Below are 21,783 nucleotides of genomic sequence, written 5' to 3' on the forward strand. Positions count from 1 at the left end.
ACAGAAATAGCAGCAATAATCGCTGATATAGTCATAAGTGTTAATAATATTTTTTGTCTTTATTCCTTTTGTCTTATATTTTAAAAAACTGTTCTATTGTTATTTTGTTATACATTGTTTTTACTTTGTAGTTCTTTTAATGTTGTGACTTCCTCGGATGTCAATTTTCGATATTTACCTTTAGATAAGTTCCCAGCATGTGATAATCCAGCAAACTCAATTCTTGTTAAAGAAAGTACTTCATTGTTAACAATTTCAAATAATCGTTTAACATGATGATAAGTTCCCGTAGTCAATGCAATCACATATGTTTTGTTTTCTACCTTAGTTACTTTTTGTTTTGATTCCTTGTCATCGATGATAATTTGATCAGAATTAAGATATTTTAACTCTTCTAGAGTCATGCTTCTTAATAAACGCGCCCTATAAACTTTTACAACTCCAAATGATGGATGCGTCAATTTATTTGATAATTCGCCATCATTAGTTAAAAGCAAGGTCCCGGTGGTATTATAATCAAGTCTTCCAATTGGGAAGATGTGTCGATCATCATCAATGAGATCCGTAATGATAGTTCTATTTTGTGGATCGCTTAATGAGCAAATAATTCTTTCGGGCTTATTAATCATATAATAAACATCTTCTTCTTTGAATAATGGTTTTCCATCAACAATAATTTCATCAGCAAAAGTAGCCTTATCACCAAGGGTCGCTACTTTACCATTGATTATAACTCGGCCTTCTGAAATAATTTCTTCTGATTTTCTTCTAGAAGCAATGCCTGCTTGAGACATTAATTTTTGAATTCTATTCATTTGTTTGCCTTTGTGATGCATAAAGATCAAAATCTTCATCTTCAACATCGGCATCAGATAATTTTGATAATTTAGGCAATTCATTAAGAGATTTTATCTGGAAATAATCATAAAATTTATCAGTTATAACAAATAAATCTGGATTACCTGGTGTTTCAGCCGATCCTTTGGATTCCACAAGGCCTTTTATAACAAGTGTATTAACAACCGCTTCAGAAGATTTACCACGGATTAAATTAATTTGTGATTTTGTGATAGGTTGCTTATAAGCAATAATACCAGCCGTTTCAATGGCTGATGCTGAAAGTCGTTGTTTTTTAATAATAGTCACAAGTTTTGAAATGATATTTTTTGATTCTTCTCGTGTGGCTATTTTAAAAACATCATTAAATTCGACTATTTTAGTTCCCCTATCTTGGGCATTAAAATACTTTTGGAACTCTTGAAGTGCTTTGCGAGCATCTTTTGTGGGCATATCCATTGTATATTTAACTTGTTTAGCACTTAATCCCGCATCGCCTTGTACATATAACATGGCCTCAATATCCTTAAAATTATTCATTGATCACTCCTTTGGTTATTGTAATATTACCATATTGTTCATCTTGAGCTAATATTAACTCTTGTTTTCTTGACATATCTAAAATAGTGATCATTGTGACAACAAAATGATCAATTGTGGGTACATTAAATATTTCAACAAAAGTCCTCTTTTCTTTTTCGTTGAATAATTTGATAATTTCCAATCTTCTTTCAGCTGGAGATAAATTAAATTTTTCAATTGATACTTCCCTTAATTTTTGAGCATTAATTCTTTCAAACATTTTCCTCATCACTTCGATTAATTTAATAGGGTTGGAGTGACCGTCTAGAATAGATTCGTCAGGTACTAATTGATAATTATCATAATCAGAAGCCTCTTTAATGAAAATATTTTTTCTACGCAATTCTTTATCTCTTAATTCTTGGCCAACCATTTTAAATTGATGATATTCAGCAAGTTGTGATAATAAATCATGTTTTTCCTTTTCTATCTTGTTTTTCTTATCACCATCATCAAGCAACATCTTCGTTTTAAGATGCAATAACGAAGATGCCATAACAAGATAATCTCCAGCTAAGTCAATATTCTTTTCCTTCAGTAAATCTATGATTTGCAGGTAAGCGGTTGCTAGTTCAGCAATATCAATATCAAAGATATTCATCTTCTTGTCTTTGACTAATGAAAGTAGGAGATCGAGTGGACCTTCGTAATTATTAATTTGTAACTCGATATTTTGTTCCATAAATTTAATTAGGCAAAATCAGATTTGTTATCTGAACGCTCTCCTTCTGGCTTTTTCCATTCTTTTTGGACTTCTTTTTTAACTCGCATGGCAAGTGATTTATTATCTAAAGAGATAAATGAAATTGGTTTAAGTGCTTTCCCAAAAATTACTTCTACTTTTAATGTTTTCTTTCTAGACAAATCAGAAATAGATAGTGAATTGTTAATTGTCACAGGAATAATAGAGATAAATGTTTTTTTGGCAATTCTAAATGCACCACCTTTAAAATCATTGATTTCGCCGTTCTTGGTTCTTGTTCCTTCCGGAAATACAACAGCATATTTTTTATGCTCTTTGGCATATTCGGCAAATTTATCCATTTCTACTAGTGATGATCTTGGGGCCTTGCGATTAATATAAAAAGTATTTAAGATGTCGGAAAAACCTTTACTTCTTTTATTAGACCTTAGTGATTCTTTTGCTAAAAAAACCGGTTTATAATTATGGTTGTCAGTTCCTTCTTGGGGATTTTTTAGTGCAGCCATAATTAAGGCGACATCAAAATACGATGAATGGTTAGGAGCAAGAATGGCTGGTGCCTTAGCAATGTGTTCAAATCCCTTAACTATCAATTCTACTTTAAAAATTTTTAATAGTTTATTGGATGACTTTAAAACATAATCATTTTTTCATTGATCTTGATATCTTTCATCATCATCTGCAAGTTTTTTTATTTTTCTTGCGATAACTTTTGACCTAAAAATTTTTCAGGCAATAATTGGGTAATTTAATATCAATTTTGTTTTAACATTCATTATTTCTCCTTTTGAACTATAGCGACATAATAATCACCTTCGTTAGATGTGGATATATTATATCCCGGGTATCTCATTGTTCGATTATCATCAAACAATTTAATTTTATTAAAATATTTTAAAGAATTATCTGCTTTATATAGCGCCTCTTTAACAGCTCATCTCTTCGCAAGAAATTTTGGTTTATCTTCTGATAAATTATATTTAACGATTTCATCTGGATGTAATATTTTTCTAATAAAAGAATCGCTTACATCTTTAAATCTAGATATTTGTGTTAAATCTATTCCTAGCATGTTTAAATTATATATATTATTAAAAAAATAAATAAAGATATTAAAAATAAGTTTCTACAAAAATCTGAAGGTCAATTTATTTAAATTCTTTTATTTTTTTATTAACATATTGACCCATGCCTTCAAGACCTTTGGCATATCTATTGACACTATAAAGAGATTTTATTAGCTCTCCGTAGTTATTTCCATTTTGAATTTTTCTCAAATATTCTGAATGTTCTTTATCATATTTAATAACTTCTTTAAGTGTATCTGTTTTATTATATTTGTTAATAAAGACCTTATTCATTTTTGGTTTTAATGCATTATGCTTAGTTGCTTTACCAACAGAAAGACCAACTATAACTGAAGTTGTTTTTGGAAGATCTAATTTCTTTTCTAATTGTTCAGCAAATCCCACAACGCCTCCAACAAAGGTCACTCCGTATCCCATTTCAATGAATGCATCATGTGCATATGTAGCAGCAATAGTTGTATCAACCACTGTTCTACGAAGTTCAGCAAATGCGATGTCTTGATTTAATTTTTGGTTTTTTATGATGTGTCTAATTCTTGTTCTGTCTGTGACAAATAAAATAAAAGCTGCTGAATCTATAATGTGTTGTTGATTATAATTCATTTCTCCAATTCATTTCTTTATTTTTTGATCCGTAATAATAATTGCAGAAAATTGTTGAATATTCATTGATGTTGGTGAATTATTAATTACTTCTGTAATAATCTTAATATCTTTTTTTGACATCGGTTTTTTATCAAAATCTCTAACCGATACTCGCTCTATAAAATTCTCTATTGACATATTTACTTCTTTCTACAACGATATTTTTTTATCTTTGTTTATATATTTTATCTTTATTTATACTTTTAATTTTAAAAAAATAAAAATCAACATAATGATTAGTCATTATGTTGATTTAATAGTTTAGATTTTATTTCGTTGTAATGTCTTTTTTTACTTCATCTATTAAGTTTTGTAAGGATTTAGATCTGCCAGCTGTTGTTGGTCTTGCCTTAGGAGTTTTACTTGCTGTTTTTTTTGTTTTTGAAGATACAGCTCCAAATGTAGCTGCTAATGCAGCAGTATCAGTTAGATCTGTTGGCAATAGAATGGTTGTAGCTTCACCTTTAGAAACTTCCATTAATGCTTCATATGATTTAAGAATTAATGCTTCACGCGAAGGATTGGATGAATTAATTAAATTAATGGCTTCCATTGTTCCTTCTGCTTTCAAGATATTGGATGCTTTTTGACCTTCAGCAACTAAGATATCAGAAGCTCTTGTTCCTTCAGCAACAAGAATTTGTTGACGTTTTTCTCTTTCGGCACGCATTTGTTTTTCCATGGCTTTTCTAATATCTTCTGGAGGAAGAATATTTTTAAGTTCTACTCTTAAAACTTTGATTCCTCATGGGTCAGTTGCTCCATCTAAAATTAATCTTAGTTTTTCATTAACTGAATCTCTAGAAGTTAGAGTTTGGTCTAATTCTAAATCTCCAATTAAATTTCTCAATGTTGTAGCTGTCATATTTTCTACAGCAAATAACGGTTTTTCTACACCATAAGCAAATAGTTTAGGATCTGTAATTTGCATATAGACAACTGTGTCAATTTTCATTGTAACATTATCTTTTGTAATAACATCTTGTGCCGGAAAATCCAGTACTCTTTCTTTAATTGTTTCTTTTAAAACGACTTTATCAATTAAGGGAATAATGAAATTAATTCCGTTTGTTAAAATCCTCTTAAATGACCCCATCCTTTCAATAACATAAACATTTGTTTGAGGAACAATTTTAATTCCTGAAATAACAAATACCAATACTATTAAGGCAATTATTCCGACTATTATACCTATAATCATTATTTAATCCTTTCAACGATAAATGTGACACCCATAATTTGAATAACTTTAATGGTGTCTCCAGTACTTACTTTGTCTTTGGAAGTGAACCTAAATACTTTATCACTAATTGTTATTTCGCCATATCCCTGCGAATTATCCTTAGTAGCATCATAAGTACCACCAATGTAATTAAGATATCCGTCTTCCTTATCGTGGATTATACGCCTTATTTTCTTAATTAAGATAAATAATATTACTCAAGATATGATTCATAAAAACCCAAATACCACAAATTCAACCCACAATGGATCACCTTTTGTGATGGCATGAGCTATTATTCCGCCGATGGCACCAATGGCAGTAGCTCATCCTACTTGCGCAATTGTGTGTAATTCAATTGTAATGGCAACTATTGCAATAATTGCTCATATAATATACATCGCTATTTCCATATGAACCTCCTAATTACATTATATACTCATTACTTGAAATCACGTTTAGCATAAACTCATGAAGATAGGCCTAGTAATATGACCCCAATGATTGATCAAATAATGACAACCGTTGATGTTTTCATATAGTCTGTTGTTTCTAATTCATAAAGATTGTTTGCTTTTCGAATGTTATTTAAGTATTTTACTCTAGCTTCTGTGTCAAAATTACCAATCACAGTTTTATTACCAGCTTGATCTATCCAATCATTAGTAATATGTTGTAATATTAAAATAGACATTTCGTTTTGTGGATTAACCATATTAGCATTAGATTTATAGTTTGTTCTAAATCATCAGCCTAATAATTCAATTCTTTGAGATCAACTTGTTCTATTAAACTCAGTTATAAAATCATTTTTTTCAATATTTGCATACCTTTCAAGGAAATTATCTTGGATATTTGATTCTTTTAATAAATCAATTCAGTTTAAAGACATGAAATTATCAGCATATTTTTTAATTGATAAAGAATTATGAGTGGGTGGAATAAATTCAGTACCATTTTCATTGTAATGTTCTATATCACCTCTTACTAAAATAAATTCTTGGAGTTCATTATCAATAACTACATCAATGATCTTAATGTCTGAATATTTAGGATCATTCATTAATTCAAGTTTTTTAGCATGATCATTTTTCATATTACCAGCCATGCCAACATTTTTGACTTTCGGTGCGTTAATAAACACATTGTAAAATCTGCCTCATTGATATCATGGGTCAAATTTAGAAATTGTTTTATATTTATTCTTTTTTTCAGCATTATCCATACCTTCTAAATCATTTGTATCAATTATATTAACTGGGACGGTTATAAATTTCCCTGTCTCTTTGACATAACTTTTAATAATATTAGTCGGATGTTTGGCACTATGTGTGTAATCTGATGTGCCATATGCACCTGTAAGAGGGGCGATTATAAATGAAGCGATTGGCAAAACGGCTGCAAACAAGATTGCTGTAACTAATGTCCCAACTTTTTCAAATAATGATGCTAACAACGTAATGATTCCAACCACAAAAAGTTGTACTATAAAACCACCAATCGCAAAAGAGAATGCAAAAGTTATTTTTTCATTAGGTGTGGCTACTTGATCAAAACTTCCAATAATCATATAAACTATCAAACATAAAATATGATATATTACTAACGCTCCCAACGTGGAAATAAATTTACCAAAAATAATTTGAGATCTTGTTAGTGGCTTAGCAACAATAATTAATTCAGTTCCATCGGATTCTCCATCTTTAAAGCAATGAATAACAATGAATGCAGTTACTAATGTTCCAAATAAAAAGGGAATAAAATAATCAAATGTTAGTCAATTGTTAACCTTAGCACTTCCTAATATTTGATTATAAGAAACATTATTAGCAGATTTAATTTCCATATATGCTAATATAGAAAATGCTAAAAGGCCAACAATCGTTGTTATCCAAAGACTTTTTTTCTTAATCATTGTACGATTTAAGAAGTAAACATATCTAAACATTATTCACTCCCTCTTTCTACATTAAGATTTTTAGGTTGAGTGTCAACAGAGCCTTTTTTTACATAAAAATCATAAGATTCTTGGAGTGTCATAACATTAGATGCAAATTTCTTAAGTTTTATTTTTTCTTTTATGATGTTTTTCATAATAGTTCATTGTTGTATGTCATTTTTGACATCTATAATAATACCTTCACCATTTGTAACTGTCTTTGTCTCTAACTTTAAAAGTTTTGCAATTTTTTCAAGTTTAATATTGTCTTTTGGTGATTCTGGTACAACAACAAATGATAAATTATCACCTTGTGTCAAATTCGCTTTTGTGCCTGAATAAACAATGGATCCTCCATCAATAATTGTCACTGAATCAATAAATTGATCTAATTCTGACAAGATATGTGATGAAATGAAAATGGCAACCTCTCTTTTTTGAAGTGCCTTTAATGTATGAAAGAACTCACTCCTCGCCTGGGGGTCTAAATTAGCAGCAGGTTCATCCATAATAATGACATCAGGCTTATTAACAAGGGCTTGGGCTAATAAAACCTTTTTCTTTTGCCCTGATGAAAAAGTACTGGGTTTTCTTCTCATGATAGCACTTAGACCAATATCACTTAGAGCATCAATAGCATATTTCTTTGATTCTTTCAAAGATATTCCGGCAAGATGAGCCATTTGAGTGATGTATTGAAGTGTATTTAGTGTCTTGGGAAATGTCGCCATTTCCGGTATATAACCCATTCTCTTTTTAGCACTTAATGATGTGTGTTTTTGACCAAAAATAGTAATTTTTCCACTAAAATTAGCATATGCACCAATCAAAGATTTTATTGTTGTAGTTTTACCAGCACCATTGGCGCCAATAAAACCATGAAATTCTCCTTTTTTTACTTGAAACGATGCATTCCTAACTGCATAGTTATTATTTCCTCGATACATTTTAGAAAATCCTTTAACATCAATAGCTATATTGCTGAGATTTTCATTTCTAATTTCTACTTTTTGAACTTTCTTGTGTGCTCTTTTCATAACAAAAATTATATATTAAATGATTCTTTTAGTATTAATTTTTTAAAAATAGGAAAAACTACTAATGAAAGTGAACTGATATTTGACTTTATTGTCAAAACTAGTGTCTATATGTGATTCTGCCAATTTTTAAATCATAGGGAGAAATTTCCAAGTCCACTTTATCTCCGGGTAAAATTTTAATTCTAAATTTTGCCATTTTTCCAGAGATAATACCCCTAATAATAACCCCGTTTTCTAACTCGACAGCATATTCTCTAGTTGTATGTGCCTTAATAACGGTTCCAACCATTTTAATTGCATCTTTTGCCATGTTATATTCCTTCCGTTAATAGAACTGGTAATCCATCTTCAATTAGAATAGTGTGCTCATAGTGAGATGTATTGCTACCATCAGCCGAAACTATCGTTCAGCCATCTTCAAGTATATAACTTTGATTACTATTTTGCAAAATCATTGGTTCTATACAAATAACCATTCCATTTTTAAGGAGTGGTCCTGTGCCTTTTATGCCCGTGTTGTGAATTGTTGGGTCTTCATGTAATTTGGTCCCGATTCCATGACCAGTGTAATTATTTGGTGTGAAATAGCCTTTTTTAGTAATGAATTTACCAATTGCAAATTCAACATCACCAACTCTAGCACCAGGCTTAATGGCATTTACTCCTGCATAAAAAGCATCTTTTGCTATTTCTAATAATTTTTTATCTTGCGAACTTATTTTACCCACTCCTCTACTAAAGCACGAATCGGAATAATAGCCTTTTCAGATAGCACCTAAATCAATAGATACCACATCGCCTTCTTTTAATTTACGATCAGATGGGATGCCATGAATCAACTCCTCGTTAATTGAAATACAAACAGTTTTAGGGAAACCTCCATAGCCTAAAAAAGCTGGTTTTGCGCCTTGTTTTTTGATTGAATTAAAAGCAATCTTATCAAGCTCGTTGGTTGTCACACCTGGCTTAATAGCATCCCAAATTTCTTGTTTTGTATTTGCCAATATTTTTCCGGAAATTCTCATTAATTCAATTTCGTTTTTTGTTTTAATGCTTATCATACTAATCTACTATCTTTCTCATATTTTCATAATTCTGAGCAATATCACCTTCAGCATCAACCTCAATTAAAATTTTTTCATCACGATAATAATCAATTAATGGTTTTGTTTTTTTACTATAAACATCTATTCTAACTTTAATAATGCCGGGATCATCATCACCTCTTTTGCGACTCAATAATCTTTCCATAACAACTTTATCTGATGCTGCTAGTAAAATAACAGCATTCACAATTACTTTATTTTCCTTGAGAAATTTAGCTTGATTTAAAGTTCTTGGATAACCATCTAATGCAAATCCATTTTTAATAACATCCTCTTGCATCAATCTATTTTTAACTATTTCATTAGTAATTTCATCTGGTACATATTCTCCATCACTTAAAATTTTAGCAACTTTTACACCAATGGGCGTCTTATTTTTAACGGCATCACGAAAGATTGCTCCTGTGGAAATATGGACGGTGCCCTTATTTTTTTCAAGCATGATAGCTAATGTGCCTTTCCCAACTCCTGGTGGACCTAAAAATATATAATTTTTTATCATAATAACCCTTTTGTAGAACTTGTATTATTTGATTTAACACTATTTCATCTGGCTTTTGAAATCTTAACTGATTGATGTCTTGCTTTTAATTGTCCCATAGTTTCAATTGCTACAGACACCATGATAATTAATGATGTGCCACTAAAGGTGATCCCTCTTGACAAACCAATGATTTGTTCGACATATTGTAGTGCAGAAATAATTGAAAGATAGAATGATGAAAAGATAGCCAGTCTAATAATAATTCCACTTAAGTAGTCTTCAGTTTCAATTCCTGGACGGATTCCTGGGATAAATGTTCCGTTCTTTTTAAAGTTATCAGCAACTCTGTTTGGATTAAATGTTACAAGGGCCATAACAACTGTAAAGAGGAAAATAACTGACACAAATATAATAAGACCAAGGGGGGATGTTAAACTCATATTTTCTTGAATTCATTGACGAGATAGATTTTGTTTGTCTAAGAACTGAGCAATAGTTAACGGAATCATAGTGATTGTAAGAGCAAAAATAACGGGCATAACTCCTGCCGGATTTAATTTAATTGGTAGCCTGGACATTTGTTTGACATCTTTTGACATGCCAGAACCAGTTTGTTGAATTGGTATATGGCGCTCTGCTTTGTAGAAATACGAAATAATGAAAATAATGAAAAGAAAGAAACCGATATAAATAATAAAGTTAATAATACCTGTAAAAGCTGAAGTGGCATCTCCAGATCCAACCAATTCTAAATATGCATTTCTAAACTTAGCAGGCATTGCAGATGCTATTCCTGAAAAAATAATCAGGGAAGTACCATTACCGACACCATTATTGGTAATTTGCTCACCCAGGAATAAAGCAAACATAGATCCAGCAATTAGAATAACAGGTAAAACAAAAAATTTAAATCATTGTGTATTTAATGATGGTGCGATTGTGGCAAATGTTGAAACCGTTTGAATGACTGTAATAGCTTGAATAAAGGCAAAAACTAAAGTCGCAATTCTTGTAATAATATTGATTTTTCTTTTCCCGGCTGGTCCAGTTTGTGATAATCTATACAAGGGAGGAAAAACCTCTGACTGTAGCATTTGCATAATAATAGATGCAGTAATATAGGGAGAAATCCCTAGCGCCACAATAGAAAAATTTCTAAGAGCCCCTCCGCCCATCATGTCCATGATCCCAATTAATGAAGCAGGGTTTTGTCCTATATTTTGTTGAATAGTAATACCAGGGATAGTAATAGTAGCCGCTATTCTGAAAATAAGGATAATTATCAGGGTATATAAAATCTTTTTTAATAATGGCTTGTCGTTCAATTTACGCAATAATATCCCAAGTGCTTTTGTAGTTGATGAAGCTATTACTCCATAAGCATTAATAAATGGTCTTGTGAATTTATTATTAAGTTTAAATTTCATTTTACTAAAATAAAAGCGACTGCCTCTTCTTCTTTTAACAGGTTTTATCTTATTTTCTTCAGGTGTAGTGTCAAATCAATTATCATCTTTGTTACTCATATGGTTCTAATTATAAACTATTAGCAATAATTAGATATAAAAAATGCTAAAAAAATATCTTGTTTATTAAGATATTGAATGTTATTTTTTAGATTACTTTAAATTCTCCGCCAGCTTTAACAATTGCCTCTTGAGCACTCTTTGAAGCTGCGTTAACTTGAACATTTAGTTTTTTAACCAACTTACCTTTAGAAAGAATTTTTATTGGTAGGTTTCTGTTGGTAATTCCGGCTTTATTTAAAGCTTCAATTGTCACAACATCCCCATCTTTAAACTTTGTATTAAGTGTTTCTAATGCAACAACTTGATAAGTAACCGCATTAATGTTGTTAAATCCACGTTTAGGGAGTCTTCTAAACCATGGGTTTTGTCCACCCTCAAATCCTGGTCTAGTTCCTCCACGTTTATTTTGCCCTGATTGACCAAGACCGGCTTGCTTACCTTTACCAGCTGCATGCCCTCTACCTTTTCTGTGTTTGTCTTTTCTAGCACCCTCATTATGTTTTAATTCATGTAATTTCATATTATCTCCTAACCTCTAATATCTTCCACTTTAATATCTCTTAATTTAGCAATTTCTTCAATGGTTCTCAATTGTGATAAAGCATTAATAACAGCTTTAACAGAATTGGTTTTAGTTCTAGAACCAAGAGATTTTGTATAGATATCATGATATCCAGCTAATTCAACCACAGAACGAATTGCACCTGAAGCGATAACTCCTTTACCTTTTGGTGCTGGTTTAACAAGTATTTCTGATGATAAGAATTTACCTATTTGTTGATGAGGTACAGTTCTTTTATCAATAATTGGTGTAACGATCATGTGGTTTTTTGAATCTTTAATGGCTTTTTTAATAGCATCAGGAACTTCTTTAGCTTTACCATGCCCTCATCCAACTTTACCTTTTTTATTACCCACAACAACAAAAGCTGAGAAAGAGAACCTACGTCCACCTTTAACAACAGTTGTCACACGAGCAATATCAATAACAGTTTCTTCAAACTCGGTATTTCTACGTTGTCTTCTACGATTATTGTTTCTTTGTGGTTTTCTATAAACTTGTTTTTTAACTGGAGTAGTTGGTGTGACCTTAGGAGCTGCAACTACTTCTTCAGTAGTTTTAGTTTCAATTTTAGGATCCTCTGTTTTAGGAACTTCCACTTTAACTTCAGGTTTTGTTTCTTGTACTATTTCTGTAGTTTCATTTTTTTTGTTATCTTCTGACATTAAAATTTCACCCCTTCTTCCCTAACTGCATCAGCAAGAGCTTTAATTCTACCATGATAGATATAACCTGATCTATCGAAAATTAATTCTTTAATCCCTGCAGCTATAATTTTTTTACCCATTGCTTTACCAACTTGAGTTGCAGCATCAATATTTCCACCCTTTTCTAACTTTAGTACAACTGATGAAGCATGAACTAAAGTAATTCCAGCAACATCGTCAATTAATTGTGCTTCAATGTTCTTATTAGATTTAAAGACGTTTAACCTTGGTTTGATTGCTGTACCAGAAATCTTAGTTCTGATTTTAAGATGTTTTTGTTTTCTGTGTTTTGTTCTTGATATATTTGCCATAGTTTACCTTAACCGCTATTTAGCGGCAGCCTTTCCTTCTTTACGTCTAATAATCTCACCTTTGTACATAATTCCCTTACCTGAATATGGCGAAGGTCTTCTGACATCTCTTATGATAGCTGCCATTTGACCAACCATTTGTTTATCAGGCCCAGTAATTGTGATTTCTGTTGGTTTTGGTAATTTAACTTTTACAGTTTCGGGAATATCTAATAAATATGGATGCGAATATCCAACATTTATTTCAATTTGTTTTCCTTTAAGGATCGCTTTATAACCAACACCTTTAATTTCTATTTCTTTTTTAAATCCTTCAGAAACACCAATAATCATTGAATTTAATAATGAATTTGTTGTTCCGTGAAGTTGTTTTGTATGTTTTTCTTCATTTGCTCTTGCTGTAATAATCTTACCATCTTTTTCTTCAATTGATATTAAGGGCGAAAATTCTCTTGTTAGTGAACCATTTTTACCTTTAACCTCAACATTTGAACTAGAGATAATAATTGTTACCCCTTCAGGAAGGGTTAAGACTCTATTTCCAACTCTTGACATAGAAAGACCCTATCAAACGTAAGCGATAACTTCACCGCCGACATTCGCCTTTCTAGCTGCTCTATCAGTCATCACACCTTGTGATGTAGAGATAATAGCTGTTCCGAAGCCAGATAATACTTGCGGTATATCTGTAGCTTGAGAATAAACTTTCAATCCAGGTTTAGAAATTCTTTTAACACCAGTAATGGCTCTTTGAGAGCCTTTATACTTGAGTGTAATCACTATTTTTTTAGCAACACCTTTACCAAGTGTCTTATGATCAATAATGAATCCCTCAGATTTTAATAGAACTGCAATAACTTCTTTCTTATTAGAATGAGGCATTTCAACTGTTCTATGTTTTCTTTGGTTAGCATTCTTGATTCTTACAAGCATATCTGCTATTGGATCAGTAATAATACCCATAATTATCAACTCGCTTTCTTAACACCAGGGATTTGACCCTTGTGAGCTAGTTCTCTAAAGCAAATACGACAGATTTTGAATTTTCTCATGACTGAGTGTGATCTTCCACATAATTCACATCTTGTATAGCTTCTTGATGAAAACTTAGGTTCTCTTCTTTGTTTAACTTTCAATGATTTTTTAGCCATTAATTATCCTTCTTTCCAGTATCTTTAAACGGCATACCTAGTAAAGTTAATAACTCTCTAGCTTCGTCGTCAGTTTTTGCTGATGTAACAACAATAACATCAAGACCTTTAATTTTTCTTATTTTATCGAATCTTATTTCTGGAAAAACTATTTGTTCTTTTATGCCAAGTGAGAAATTACCTCTACCATCAAATGCTTTCGGATTTACACCTCTAAAGTCTCTAATTCTTGGAATAGCAACATCAATTAGTTTTTCAAAAAATGAATACATATTGTCTCTTCTTAATGTAACCTTTGAACCCATCGGCATGCCTTCCCTTAGTTTTCAGGATGCAAGAGATTTCCTGGCTTTTGTTTCAATTGGTTTTTGACCCGAAATAATTGTTAATTCATTTGCTACTTCTTCAATAGCTTTAGAATTGGTTACTTCATTACCAGCTGTCATATTAAGTATAATTTTTTCTAGTTTCGGAATTTGCATATTTGATTTGTAGTTAAATTTCTTTTGAAGAGCGTCTTTTATTTCCGCATTATATTTTTCTTGTAAGTTAGTCATAAAATCCCTCCTATTTACTTTCTTCTTTTTTTGTTGTTGGTTTAACTACTTCTTTAGCTACTGGTTTAACTACTTTTTTAACTACTGGTTTAACTACTTTTTTAACTACTGGTTTAACTACTTTTTTAACTACTTTTTTAACTACTGGTTTAACTACTTTTTTAGCTGCTGGTTTAACTAGTTCTTTAGTTGCTGGTTTTGGTACTTCTTTTTTATTTTCTTTTTCAAGAACTACTTTAGTAGATGATTTCTTTTTACTGTCTTTTTTATCCTTTTTGGATTTTTTGGAAGATATCTTTACATTAGAGATATGAATTGGTGCTTCAAGCTCTTGAATACCACCATCAGGGTTTTGTTGTGTTGGTTTATTATGTTTTTTAACAATATTAACTTTATCAACAATCACCTTTTGCTTGTCTTTAGAAATTGATAATATTTTGCCAGTTGCTCCTTTATGAGAACCTGCGATTACTTCAACTTCAACATTTTTTTGAATTTTTTGTTTCGCCATAAGTAACCTTTCTATAATACCTCAGGTGCAAGAGAAAGAATTTTATTATATCCTTTTGATCTTAGTTCACGGGCGATAGGCCCAAAAACACGTGTACCTTTTGGTAGTCCTTTCTCATCAATAATCACAACTGCATTATCATCAAACCTAATATAAGATCCGTCTTTTCTTTTTGTTCCATACTTAGTTCTAACAACAACAGCTCTTACCACTTGTCCTTCTTTGACGATCCCATTAGGAATTGCTTTTTTAACTGAACATACAATAATATCGCCAATTCCAGAAGATTTTTTTACAGAACCGCCAATATTTCTAATGACTCCTACTTCTTTAGCACCAGAATTATCAGCAACTTTCGCTCTTGACATTTCTCGTAACATTATTCATCTCCTTTGACAGCAGATTTAACAACTTTGACAAATCTGAATCTTTTGGAGGCTGATAATGGTCTTGTTTCAGCAATTTGAACAACATCACCATCATTTGCAATTTCTTTTTCATCATGTGCAGCAAATTTCTTTGTTGACAAGAATCTTTTTCCATATAAGGGATGTTTAATATATGTTTCAACAGCAACATTAATGGTCTTAGCGTTTTTAGTTGACACTACTTTACCAGTAAGTATTTTTCTCGATGTTCTTTCCATTATTTATCCCCTTTTGCAACTTTTTTTACTTTTTCTACAGTTTTTTTAGCTTCAACAACTTTAATTGCTGAAAATACTCTTGCAATATCTTTTTTAACTAAAGAAATCTTATGTGGTTGGTCTAATTGTCCAGTTGAATTTTGAAATCTAAGCATGAATAATTGTGATCTTAAATTTTCAATTGTTTCATTAAGTTCTTTTACTGACTTTGTTTGTAAATCCTTCATTAACATTATTCCTCACCTCTTTTTACAATTCTGGTTTTAACAGGTAATTTGTGACCACAAAGTCTTAATGCATCTTTTGCCACTTCTTCAGTAACACCAGATAATTCAAATAACATTGTATCAACCCTTACAACTGCTACCCATTCTTCAGGATTACCTTTTCCTTTACCCATACGTACACCAATTGGTTTAGAAGTTTTAGATAAGTGAGGGAAAATTCTAATAATAACTTTACCTTCACGACCCATTCTTCTTGTTGCTGCAATACGCGCTGATTCAATTTGTCTTGCAGTAACTCAAGCGGAAGTTTTGGCTTGCAATCCATAGTCACCAAATGAAACTAGATTTCCTTTAGTAGCTTTCTTTGTATCATGATAGATATTGTGTGGTTTTCTATATTTAGTTTTTTTTGGTTGCAACATTTTTATTACCTCCATCAAGAATTTCACCTTTAGAAATTCAAACTTTAATACCAATAGCTCCATAAGTAGTTTTTGCTGTTGCTTTTGCAAAATCAACATCTTGTCTTAAAGTATGAAGTTTCATTTCACCTTCTGTATATCCTTCAGAACGAGCCATATCAGCACCGTTAAGTCTTCCTGAAACTTGGGTTTTAATGCCTTTAGCTCCAGCTTTTAAAGCAGATCTGATTGATCATTTTTGTGCAGCCCTAAATGAACCACGATTTTCTAATTTAATTGCTATATCTTCAGCAGCTAATCTAGCATTTAATTCTGGTCTTTCAATAGCTATGACACTTATAGACAATTTAAGTTGTTTATTTCTAGTGTGTTTCTGAACTGCTTTTTTAAATGTTTCCAGATTCTTTCCACCTTCACCAAGAATTACACCTGGTTTGGCAGAGTGAATTATTACCATTACATCATTTGCTTGATTTCTTGAAATTTCAATTTGACCAATTGCATATTGTCTTGTAAAAGGTTCAATATATTCTCTAATTTTTTGATCTTCTAAAAGTAATGTAGCGAAGTTGTATTTATCAGCAAATCAAGTTGAATTATGCTTCTTAGTGATTCCGAAACGGAAACCATTTGGATTAACTTTTTGTCCCATATATTTCTCCCTACCTTTCTGATACTTCCACTAATAAGTGTGAAGTCCTTTTGAATATTGAATATGCTCTACCTTGTGATCTTGGTTGAAATCTTTTTAATGTCGGTCCTTCATTAACAACAACTTTTGAAACAAATAACTTTTCGGCATTCATTCCATGATTATTAACTCCGTTTGCAATAGCAGAATTTAGTAACTTGATAAATAATACAGTTGATTTCTTTGGTGTATTTTTAAGAGTCGCTAATGCATCTGATACATTTTGTTCTCTAAATAAGTCAGCAACTAATCTTGCTTTGCGAGCAGAGACTCTTTGTAATTTAATACTTGCATGTGCCTGTGCCATTATTTACGTCCTTTATCATTACCGTGTCCATTAAATTTTCTTGTAGGTGAGAATTCACCAAGTTTATGTCCAACCATATCTTCTGTGACAAAAACATTGATAAATGCTCTTCCATTATGTACTTGGAATTTTAGTCCAATAAATTGAGGAAATATTGTTGATCTTCTAGATCATGTTTTAATAGGTTTCTTAGGAGCACTATCATTAATGATAGCTTCTACTTTTTTCATTAGATGCCCATCAACAAATGGACCTTTTTTAAGTGATCTTGCCATTATTTTTTACCCCTTCTTCTAACTATTAATTTAGTTGATGCTTTTTTCTTACGCCTTGTTTTTACCCCAAGAGCTTTTTTACCTCATGGAGTAACAGGTGCTTTTCTACCAATAGGTTGTTTACCTTCACCACCACCATGGGGGTGATCCACCGGGTTCATAACAGAACCACGGACAGTAGGTCTAATACCTTTATGTCTATTTCTTCCAGCTTTTCCTCAATTAACAAGACCATGTTCTTCATTACCAACAATTCCAATTGTTGCCTTACATCTTGATAAAATTCTTCTAACTTCTCCAGATCTTAATTTGATAACAACATATTTACCACCATCATCTTTACCAAGAATTTGAACTGATGTTCCAGCTGACCTAGCAATTTGACCTCCGGCTCCCGGTTTCATCTCTACATTGTGAACTATTGTACCTTCAGGGATATTTTCAAGTGGTAATGCATTACCAACTTTAATATCAACATTAGGGCCTGAAATAATTTCGGTTCCAGTTTCAAGATTTTTTGGAGCAATAATATATCTTTTCCCCCCATCCTTATACACAATTAGAGAAATATTTGCTGATCTATTGGGATCATATTCAATAGTTTTAACTATTCCCGGAATACCATCTTTATTACGTTTAAAGTCAATAATTCTATATTTTTTCTTAACTCCCCCACCTTTATGCCTGACAGTGATTGATCCTGAATTATTACGCCCCGCATGCTTCTTGAGATTTACAAGTAATGACTTTTCCGGATCATGTCCTGATAGATTCTTCTTGTAATCTAAAGAAGTCATGTGACGCAAACCGTTTGTGATTGCTTTATATTTTTTGATTGCCATTGCTGACTCCTATTCTATATAAGTATATCTGCGGTGATTTCACTTATATTTTTCTTTTAACCGCTTATTTTTCGTCTGTTTTAGTTTCTTTCTTAACTGGTTCTGCTTTAGATTCTTCAACTTTAACAGCTGCTACATTAGATTCATTGTCTTTTGTTTCACCAATCTTTTGTTCTTCCTTAGCTTTTAGCTTTTGAGCGATTTTATCTGCGGCTTTTTGTTCTGCAGCTGATATTCCTATATCTTCTTTTTTATCTTTTTTATCTTTTTTATCTTTATCATTAATTTCTTGAGCAGCTTCCTCAGGAAAAATATTAATCTTTTGGCCATCTTTTAAAGTTACTACTGCTTTTTTAAATCTATTTTTAAATCCTTCAAATCTTCCTAATTTTTTAGGTTTTTTCTGGACCGTCATAATGTTAACTTTTTCAACTTTAACATCAAAAATAAATTCAACAACTTTCTTAACTTGAGCCTTATTGGCTCTAAAATCAACAGCGAATGTGTAAACATGATTTTCCATTTGGGCATATGTTTTTTCAGAAAGAATTGGGTATTTAATTACTTCATTATGATCCATTATTTACCCTCTCCTTCTAATTTTTTTATACTTGCTTCACTAATAACAAGAACATCAGCATTTACAATTTTTTCTACAGATAATGATGCTAATTTAATAGTGGTAATTTTTTGTAAATTATTAGCTGATTTAAAGACTGTTTCATTATTAGTTACAATGAGAACTTTCTTTAAACTTTGCTTAAGTTTTAAATCATCAATGGCTGCAATTAATTTTTTAGTTGAGATTTTATCCAACTTAATATCTTGAACAATAACTGCTTTGTCATTTGCTTTAAGTGTTAATGCTGAATTCAGAGCTAATCTTCTAACTTTCTTATTAATTTTTAAATTATAGTTTCGTTCAGTTGTAGGACCAAAGGCAACTCCACCACCAACAAAAATATTTGAACGTAGTGATGCGGCTCTTGCTTTACCTGTTCCTTTTTGTGCTCATGGTTTTTTACCAGTTCCAGATACTTCACCTTTGTTTTTCACCTTGTGAGTACCTTGTCTTCTTGAGGCTCTTTCCGATAGAATAACATCAAAAATGGCTTGTGTATTAATTTTGACACCAAATATTGATTTCGGTAATGATATATTTGTTTCCATTATTTTTCTCCCTTACCAAAAGGCATTGTTTCTTCAACATTTTCAACTTCTTTAGATTCAACTTGAAGTTTTTCTGCTTCAACACCTTTGACGGTTGCCACTTGTTGTGCTTCTTGAGCATCCGCTTTAGCTTTGGCCGCTTTTGCTTCAATAACTTCAGTCACTTTGTTAAGTGGTTCAGCTTTAGATTTTGCTTCTTTGGTTTTAGTAGCTTCTTCAGATGATTCTTTTGCTTTTGTTTCAACATCTTTTACTTTTGTTTCAACATCTTTTACTTTTGTTTCAACATCTTTTGCTTCTTGAGCGGCTTTAACAGCTTCTTCCATTTCTGCAACAGACATGTCAGTATTAACATCAGCCCCAGCCTTTTTAGCATCTTCAAGCAATTGATTTTTCATCATTGCTTCTTCTACGTTAACTAATTGAACTGCGTTTTTAGATGGTAAACCTTTAACAGCATCTTCAACAATAACAAATGATTTGTTCGGCCCAGGAATCGAACCTTTAATAACAAGAGTATTATTGTTAGGATCAACAAGAATAATTTCTAAATTTTGTTGTGTTCTTCTTACATTACCCATTTGTCCGGGCATTGTCATTCCTTTAACAACTTTATTACCAGCAATATCACCAAGTGACCCAGTTAATCTTACTGGTTTAGATCCTCCACCTCCACCATGAGATTTTGGTCCAATACTTTGATTATGTCTTTTGATGGCTCCGGAGAAACCTTTACCCTTCCCGGTTCCTGTAACATCAACAAGTTCTCCAGGAGTGAATAATGAAGCCTCTAATTTGGCCCCTAAGTCATACCCTTGCATACCTTTGATTTCTTTTACAAATTTTTTAGGAACGGTATTAGCTTTTGCGAAATGTCCTTTTTCTGGTTTTTTTTTGCAAATGAGTTCTAACATCTTCAACACCAATTTGTGTTGCAATGTAACCATCTTTTTCTTTTGTAAATATTGCAGTTACAATATTAGGTTTAACCTCAACTATCGTAACAGGAATTGACTGTCCATGATCTGTAAAGACTTGTGTCATCCCAATTTTTCTTCCTAAAATACCTTTCATTTTACCTCCATTGGCTCTATTACAAGAGCATAGTTTATTCTTTACAACTTATTTTGTTTCAACACTAATTTGAACACCTGATGCAAGTTCTAATCTTTTTAGATTATCAAGAAGTTTTGCGTCTGCATCTTTAATAACAATTAATCTCTTATGAGTTCTCATTTCAAATTGCTCTCTTGATTTCTTGTGAAGATGCACTGATCTTAGAACAGTAAATACTTCTCTTCTTGTTGGAAGTGGTACTGGACCAGATACATTAGCATTAGCAGCTTTAGCAACAGCAACAATTTTCACTGATGCTGAATCAACTAATGATGCTTCATATGCTTTGATTTTGATTTTTAATTCCATGTTCGTTGTTTCCTTTCGTTCTTTTTGAACAGTCTCAACATTAATACCCAATAACCATCAACAACTAATTTTGGTGTATCGGCAACCTAATGTGTCATAGACTTAGTTGCTAATTAATTATATACATAAAATAAAAAAAGATGAAAAATATTCAAATTTTTTATTTTTGCTAAAATCTTTTACTTAATTGGTTGTGTGAATGCTTCAAGTTAAATATATTAATTATTAGATTATCAAATATCATAAAAAGTGTTTTCAGTGAAATATGTTTATATCATTGGTATAGTAAATATATATCAACGATTTTATCTGATAGTAAATTTATTGGAATGTGAGTAGTAAGATATCGTTCATTTAAAGATAAACTAAAATATATAACAATTAATATGAGATCTAAAGTTGTAGTTAAAATACCCATATATATTAAATGTTTTTAGAATTGTTTCTAAAACGTTAAGACGATTACCGTTGGGACTAAAACAATAATGAGTAATACATGAAACCACATGATTGCTCTCATACTAAGCGAACCTCTTTCAGAATATATTATTTGTGCGACAGCACTAATAATTGGACCAAATGTCAAAGGGTATAAAATGCCTCATGAGTCTCATCTAATTTCTAGTTGAAATTGAATGCCCATACTTAAGTCATAGATTCAAATAGCTAAAAAAGTGTATGCATACAAAGATATAAAAGTCACCATTAAAATAAAGAATCATCTAGAAACATCTTTATATGAATACTTTCTTTTTTTAGCGATAACTTGTTTCATAAATAAATTATAAAGAAAAATGCTATTTC

The 21,783-nt window shown here is 31.4% G+C and carries 34 protein-coding genes and 1 pseudogene; all 35 read right to left on the reverse strand.

The window, feature by feature from the left end; genetic code table 4:
- Window positions 1–107: 107 nt before the first annotated feature.
- Complete coding sequence (locus tag O3I44_RS02350; protein ID WP_303716737.1) at window positions 108–815, reverse strand: pseudouridine synthase; 708 nt, start codon at window positions 813–815, stop codon at window positions 108–110.
- On the reverse strand, window positions 808–1,377 hold the full coding sequence (gene scpB / locus O3I44_RS02355) for an SMC-Scp complex subunit ScpB (RefSeq protein ID WP_303716739.1): 570 nt from the start codon (window positions 1,375–1,377) through the stop codon (window positions 808–810). Before scpB ends, O3I44_RS02350 begins: the two co-directional genes overlap by 8 nt.
- Complete coding sequence (locus tag O3I44_RS02360) at window positions 1,370–2,101, reverse strand: segregation/condensation protein A (RefSeq protein WP_303716740.1); 732 nt, start codon at window positions 2,099–2,101, stop codon at window positions 1,370–1,372. Before O3I44_RS02360 ends, scpB begins: the two co-directional genes overlap by 8 nt.
- An 8-nt stretch (window positions 2,102–2,109) precedes the next feature.
- Entirely contained in the window at window positions 2,110–2,898 is a 789-nt protein-coding gene (locus tag O3I44_RS02365; RefSeq protein WP_303716742.1) for a lysophospholipid acyltransferase family protein, read from the reverse strand.
- Window positions 2,898–3,194 (reverse strand): holo-ACP synthase, encoded by a 297-nt coding sequence (locus tag O3I44_RS02370; RefSeq protein ID WP_303716744.1) that lies wholly within the window; start codon window positions 3,192–3,194, stop codon window positions 2,898–2,900. The genes O3I44_RS02365 and O3I44_RS02370 overlap by 1 nt, the downstream gene beginning before the upstream one ends.
- Window positions 3,195–3,270: 76 nt before the next feature.
- Window positions 3,271–3,993: a nitroreductase family protein gene (locus O3I44_RS02375; RefSeq protein WP_303716747.1), complete on the reverse strand. Its 723-nt coding sequence runs from the start codon at window positions 3,991–3,993 to the stop codon at window positions 3,271–3,273.
- Window positions 3,994–4,123: 130 nt separating this feature from the next.
- On the reverse strand, window positions 4,124–5,056 hold the full coding sequence (locus O3I44_RS02380) for an SPFH domain-containing protein (protein ID WP_303716749.1): 933 nt from the start codon (window positions 5,054–5,056) through the stop codon (window positions 4,124–4,126).
- A complete protein-coding gene (locus O3I44_RS02385; RefSeq protein ID WP_303716751.1) occupies window positions 5,056–5,490 on the reverse strand; it encodes an NfeD family protein in 435 nt (144 codons plus the stop codon). The genes O3I44_RS02380 and O3I44_RS02385 overlap by 1 nt, the downstream gene beginning before the upstream one ends.
- 29 nt (window positions 5,491–5,519) lie before the next feature.
- The gene (locus tag O3I44_RS02390; protein ID WP_303716753.1) at window positions 5,520–7,025 is read right to left on the reverse strand and encodes an ABC transporter permease; all 1,506 of its coding nucleotides are present in this window, start codon (window positions 7,023–7,025) and stop codon (window positions 5,520–5,522) included.
- Window positions 7,025–8,053: an ABC transporter ATP-binding protein gene (locus O3I44_RS02395; protein WP_303716755.1), complete on the reverse strand. Its 1,029-nt coding sequence runs from the start codon at window positions 8,051–8,053 to the stop codon at window positions 7,025–7,027. Before O3I44_RS02395 ends, O3I44_RS02390 begins: the two co-directional genes overlap by 1 nt.
- Window positions 8,054–8,153: 100 nt before the next feature.
- Entirely contained in the window at window positions 8,154–8,366 is a 213-nt protein-coding gene (gene infA / locus O3I44_RS02400) for a translation initiation factor IF-1 (protein ID WP_303716757.1), read from the reverse strand.
- A gap of 1 nt (window position 8,367) precedes the next feature.
- Window positions 8,368–9,117, reverse strand: coding sequence for a type I methionyl aminopeptidase (map, locus tag O3I44_RS02405; protein ID WP_303716759.1), 750 nt, complete (start codon window positions 9,115–9,117; stop codon window positions 8,368–8,370).
- Window position 9,118: 1 nt separating this feature from the next.
- Window positions 9,119–9,664, reverse strand: coding sequence for an adenylate kinase family protein (locus tag O3I44_RS02410; RefSeq protein ID WP_303716761.1), 546 nt, complete (start codon window positions 9,662–9,664; stop codon window positions 9,119–9,121).
- Window positions 9,658–11,172 carry a preprotein translocase subunit SecY gene (gene secY, locus O3I44_RS02415; RefSeq protein ID WP_303716763.1) on the reverse strand — a complete coding sequence of 505 codons (1,515 nt, stop codon included), beginning with the start codon at window positions 11,170–11,172 and terminating at the stop codon, window positions 9,658–9,660. Before secY ends, O3I44_RS02410 begins: the two co-directional genes overlap by 7 nt.
- Window positions 11,173–11,260: 88 nt before the next feature.
- Window positions 11,261–11,695, reverse strand: coding sequence for a 50S ribosomal protein L15 (gene rplO / locus O3I44_RS02420; RefSeq protein ID WP_303716765.1), 435 nt, complete (start codon window positions 11,693–11,695; stop codon window positions 11,261–11,263).
- Between the two features lie 8 nt (window positions 11,696–11,703).
- Entirely contained in the window at window positions 11,704–12,402 is a 699-nt protein-coding gene (gene rpsE / locus O3I44_RS02425; RefSeq protein ID WP_444542270.1) for a 30S ribosomal protein S5, read from the reverse strand.
- Window positions 12,402–12,755, reverse strand: a complete 354-nt coding sequence (rplR, locus tag O3I44_RS02430; RefSeq protein ID WP_303716767.1) for a 50S ribosomal protein L18 — start codon at window positions 12,753–12,755, stop codon at window positions 12,402–12,404. The genes rpsE and rplR overlap by 1 nt, the downstream gene beginning before the upstream one ends.
- Window positions 12,756–12,770: 15 nt before the next feature.
- Window positions 12,771–13,310, reverse strand: a complete 540-nt coding sequence (rplF, locus tag O3I44_RS02435) for a 50S ribosomal protein L6 (RefSeq protein WP_303716769.1) — start codon at window positions 13,308–13,310, stop codon at window positions 12,771–12,773.
- Window positions 13,311–13,319: 9 nt separating this feature from the next.
- Window positions 13,320–13,712, reverse strand: a complete 393-nt coding sequence (gene rpsH, locus O3I44_RS02440) for a 30S ribosomal protein S8 (protein ID WP_444542274.1) — start codon at window positions 13,710–13,712, stop codon at window positions 13,320–13,322.
- Window positions 13,713–13,720: 8 nt separating this feature from the next.
- Window positions 13,721–13,906: a type Z 30S ribosomal protein S14 gene (locus O3I44_RS02445; RefSeq protein WP_303716772.1), complete on the reverse strand. Its 186-nt coding sequence runs from the start codon at window positions 13,904–13,906 to the stop codon at window positions 13,721–13,723.
- Window positions 13,906–14,463 carry a 50S ribosomal protein L5 gene (gene rplE / locus O3I44_RS02450; protein WP_303716774.1) on the reverse strand — a complete coding sequence of 186 codons (558 nt, stop codon included), beginning with the start codon at window positions 14,461–14,463 and terminating at the stop codon, window positions 13,906–13,908. Before rplE ends, O3I44_RS02445 begins: the two co-directional genes overlap by 1 nt.
- Window positions 14,464–14,473: 10 nt before the next feature.
- Entirely contained in the window at window positions 14,474–14,974 is a 501-nt protein-coding gene (gene rplX, locus O3I44_RS02455; protein WP_303716776.1) for a 50S ribosomal protein L24, read from the reverse strand.
- An 11-nt stretch (window positions 14,975–14,985) separates the two neighbouring features.
- Entirely contained in the window at window positions 14,986–15,354 is a 369-nt protein-coding gene (gene rplN, locus O3I44_RS02460) for a 50S ribosomal protein L14 (protein WP_303716778.1), read from the reverse strand.
- Entirely contained in the window at window positions 15,354–15,620 is a 267-nt protein-coding gene (rpsQ, locus tag O3I44_RS02465; RefSeq protein WP_444542271.1) for a 30S ribosomal protein S17, read from the reverse strand. The genes rplN and rpsQ overlap by 1 nt, the downstream gene beginning before the upstream one ends.
- A complete protein-coding gene (gene rpmC, locus O3I44_RS02470; RefSeq protein WP_303716780.1) occupies window positions 15,620–15,847 on the reverse strand; it encodes a 50S ribosomal protein L29 in 228 nt (75 codons plus the stop codon). The genes rpsQ and rpmC overlap by 1 nt, the downstream gene beginning before the upstream one ends.
- Window positions 15,848–15,852: 5 nt before the next feature.
- Complete coding sequence (gene rplP, locus O3I44_RS02475) at window positions 15,853–16,269, reverse strand: 50S ribosomal protein L16 (protein WP_303716782.1); 417 nt, start codon at window positions 16,267–16,269, stop codon at window positions 15,853–15,855.
- The gene (gene rpsC, locus O3I44_RS02480) at window positions 16,247–16,921 is read right to left on the reverse strand and encodes a 30S ribosomal protein S3 (RefSeq protein WP_303716783.1); all 675 of its coding nucleotides are present in this window, start codon (window positions 16,919–16,921) and stop codon (window positions 16,247–16,249) included. The genes rplP and rpsC overlap by 23 nt, the downstream gene beginning before the upstream one ends.
- A 10-nt stretch (window positions 16,922–16,931) precedes the next feature.
- Window positions 16,932–17,267 (reverse strand): 50S ribosomal protein L22, encoded by a 336-nt coding sequence (gene rplV / locus O3I44_RS02485; protein WP_303716801.1) that lies wholly within the window; start codon window positions 17,265–17,267, stop codon window positions 16,932–16,934.
- Complete coding sequence (rpsS, locus tag O3I44_RS02490; protein WP_303716803.1) at window positions 17,267–17,542, reverse strand: 30S ribosomal protein S19; 276 nt, start codon at window positions 17,540–17,542, stop codon at window positions 17,267–17,269. The genes rplV and rpsS overlap by 1 nt, the downstream gene beginning before the upstream one ends.
- A complete protein-coding gene (rplB, locus tag O3I44_RS02495) occupies window positions 17,542–18,384 on the reverse strand; it encodes a 50S ribosomal protein L2 (RefSeq protein ID WP_303716805.1) in 843 nt (280 codons plus the stop codon). The genes rpsS and rplB overlap by 1 nt, the downstream gene beginning before the upstream one ends.
- Before the next feature lie 64 nt (window positions 18,385–18,448).
- Window positions 18,449–18,964: a 50S ribosomal protein L23 gene (rplW, locus tag O3I44_RS02500; RefSeq protein ID WP_303716808.1), complete on the reverse strand. Its 516-nt coding sequence runs from the start codon at window positions 18,962–18,964 to the stop codon at window positions 18,449–18,451.
- On the reverse strand, window positions 18,964–19,554 hold the full coding sequence (gene rplD, locus O3I44_RS02505; protein ID WP_303716812.1) for a 50S ribosomal protein L4: 591 nt from the start codon (window positions 19,552–19,554) through the stop codon (window positions 18,964–18,966). Before rplD ends, rplW begins: the two co-directional genes overlap by 1 nt.
- Window positions 19,555–19,967: 413 nt before the next feature.
- Window positions 19,968–20,628, reverse strand: a pseudogene (rplC, locus tag O3I44_RS02510) (50S ribosomal protein L3); the annotation flags it as partial.
- Between the two features lie 48 nt (window positions 20,629–20,676).
- The gene (rpsJ, locus tag O3I44_RS02515) at window positions 20,677–20,979 is read right to left on the reverse strand and encodes a 30S ribosomal protein S10 (protein WP_303716817.1); all 303 of its coding nucleotides are present in this window, start codon (window positions 20,977–20,979) and stop codon (window positions 20,677–20,679) included.
- Between the two features lie 445 nt (window positions 20,980–21,424).
- Complete coding sequence (locus tag O3I44_RS02520; protein WP_303716823.1) at window positions 21,425–21,754, reverse strand: hypothetical protein; 330 nt, start codon at window positions 21,752–21,754, stop codon at window positions 21,425–21,427.
- Window positions 21,755–21,783 lie beyond the last annotated feature (29 nt).

Source organism: Candidatus Mycoplasma mahonii, assembly GCF_030550815.1.
GTDB classification, from domain to species: domain Bacteria; phylum Bacillota_I; class Bacilli_A; order Mycoplasmatales; family Metamycoplasmataceae; genus Mycoplasma_O; species Mycoplasma_O mahonii.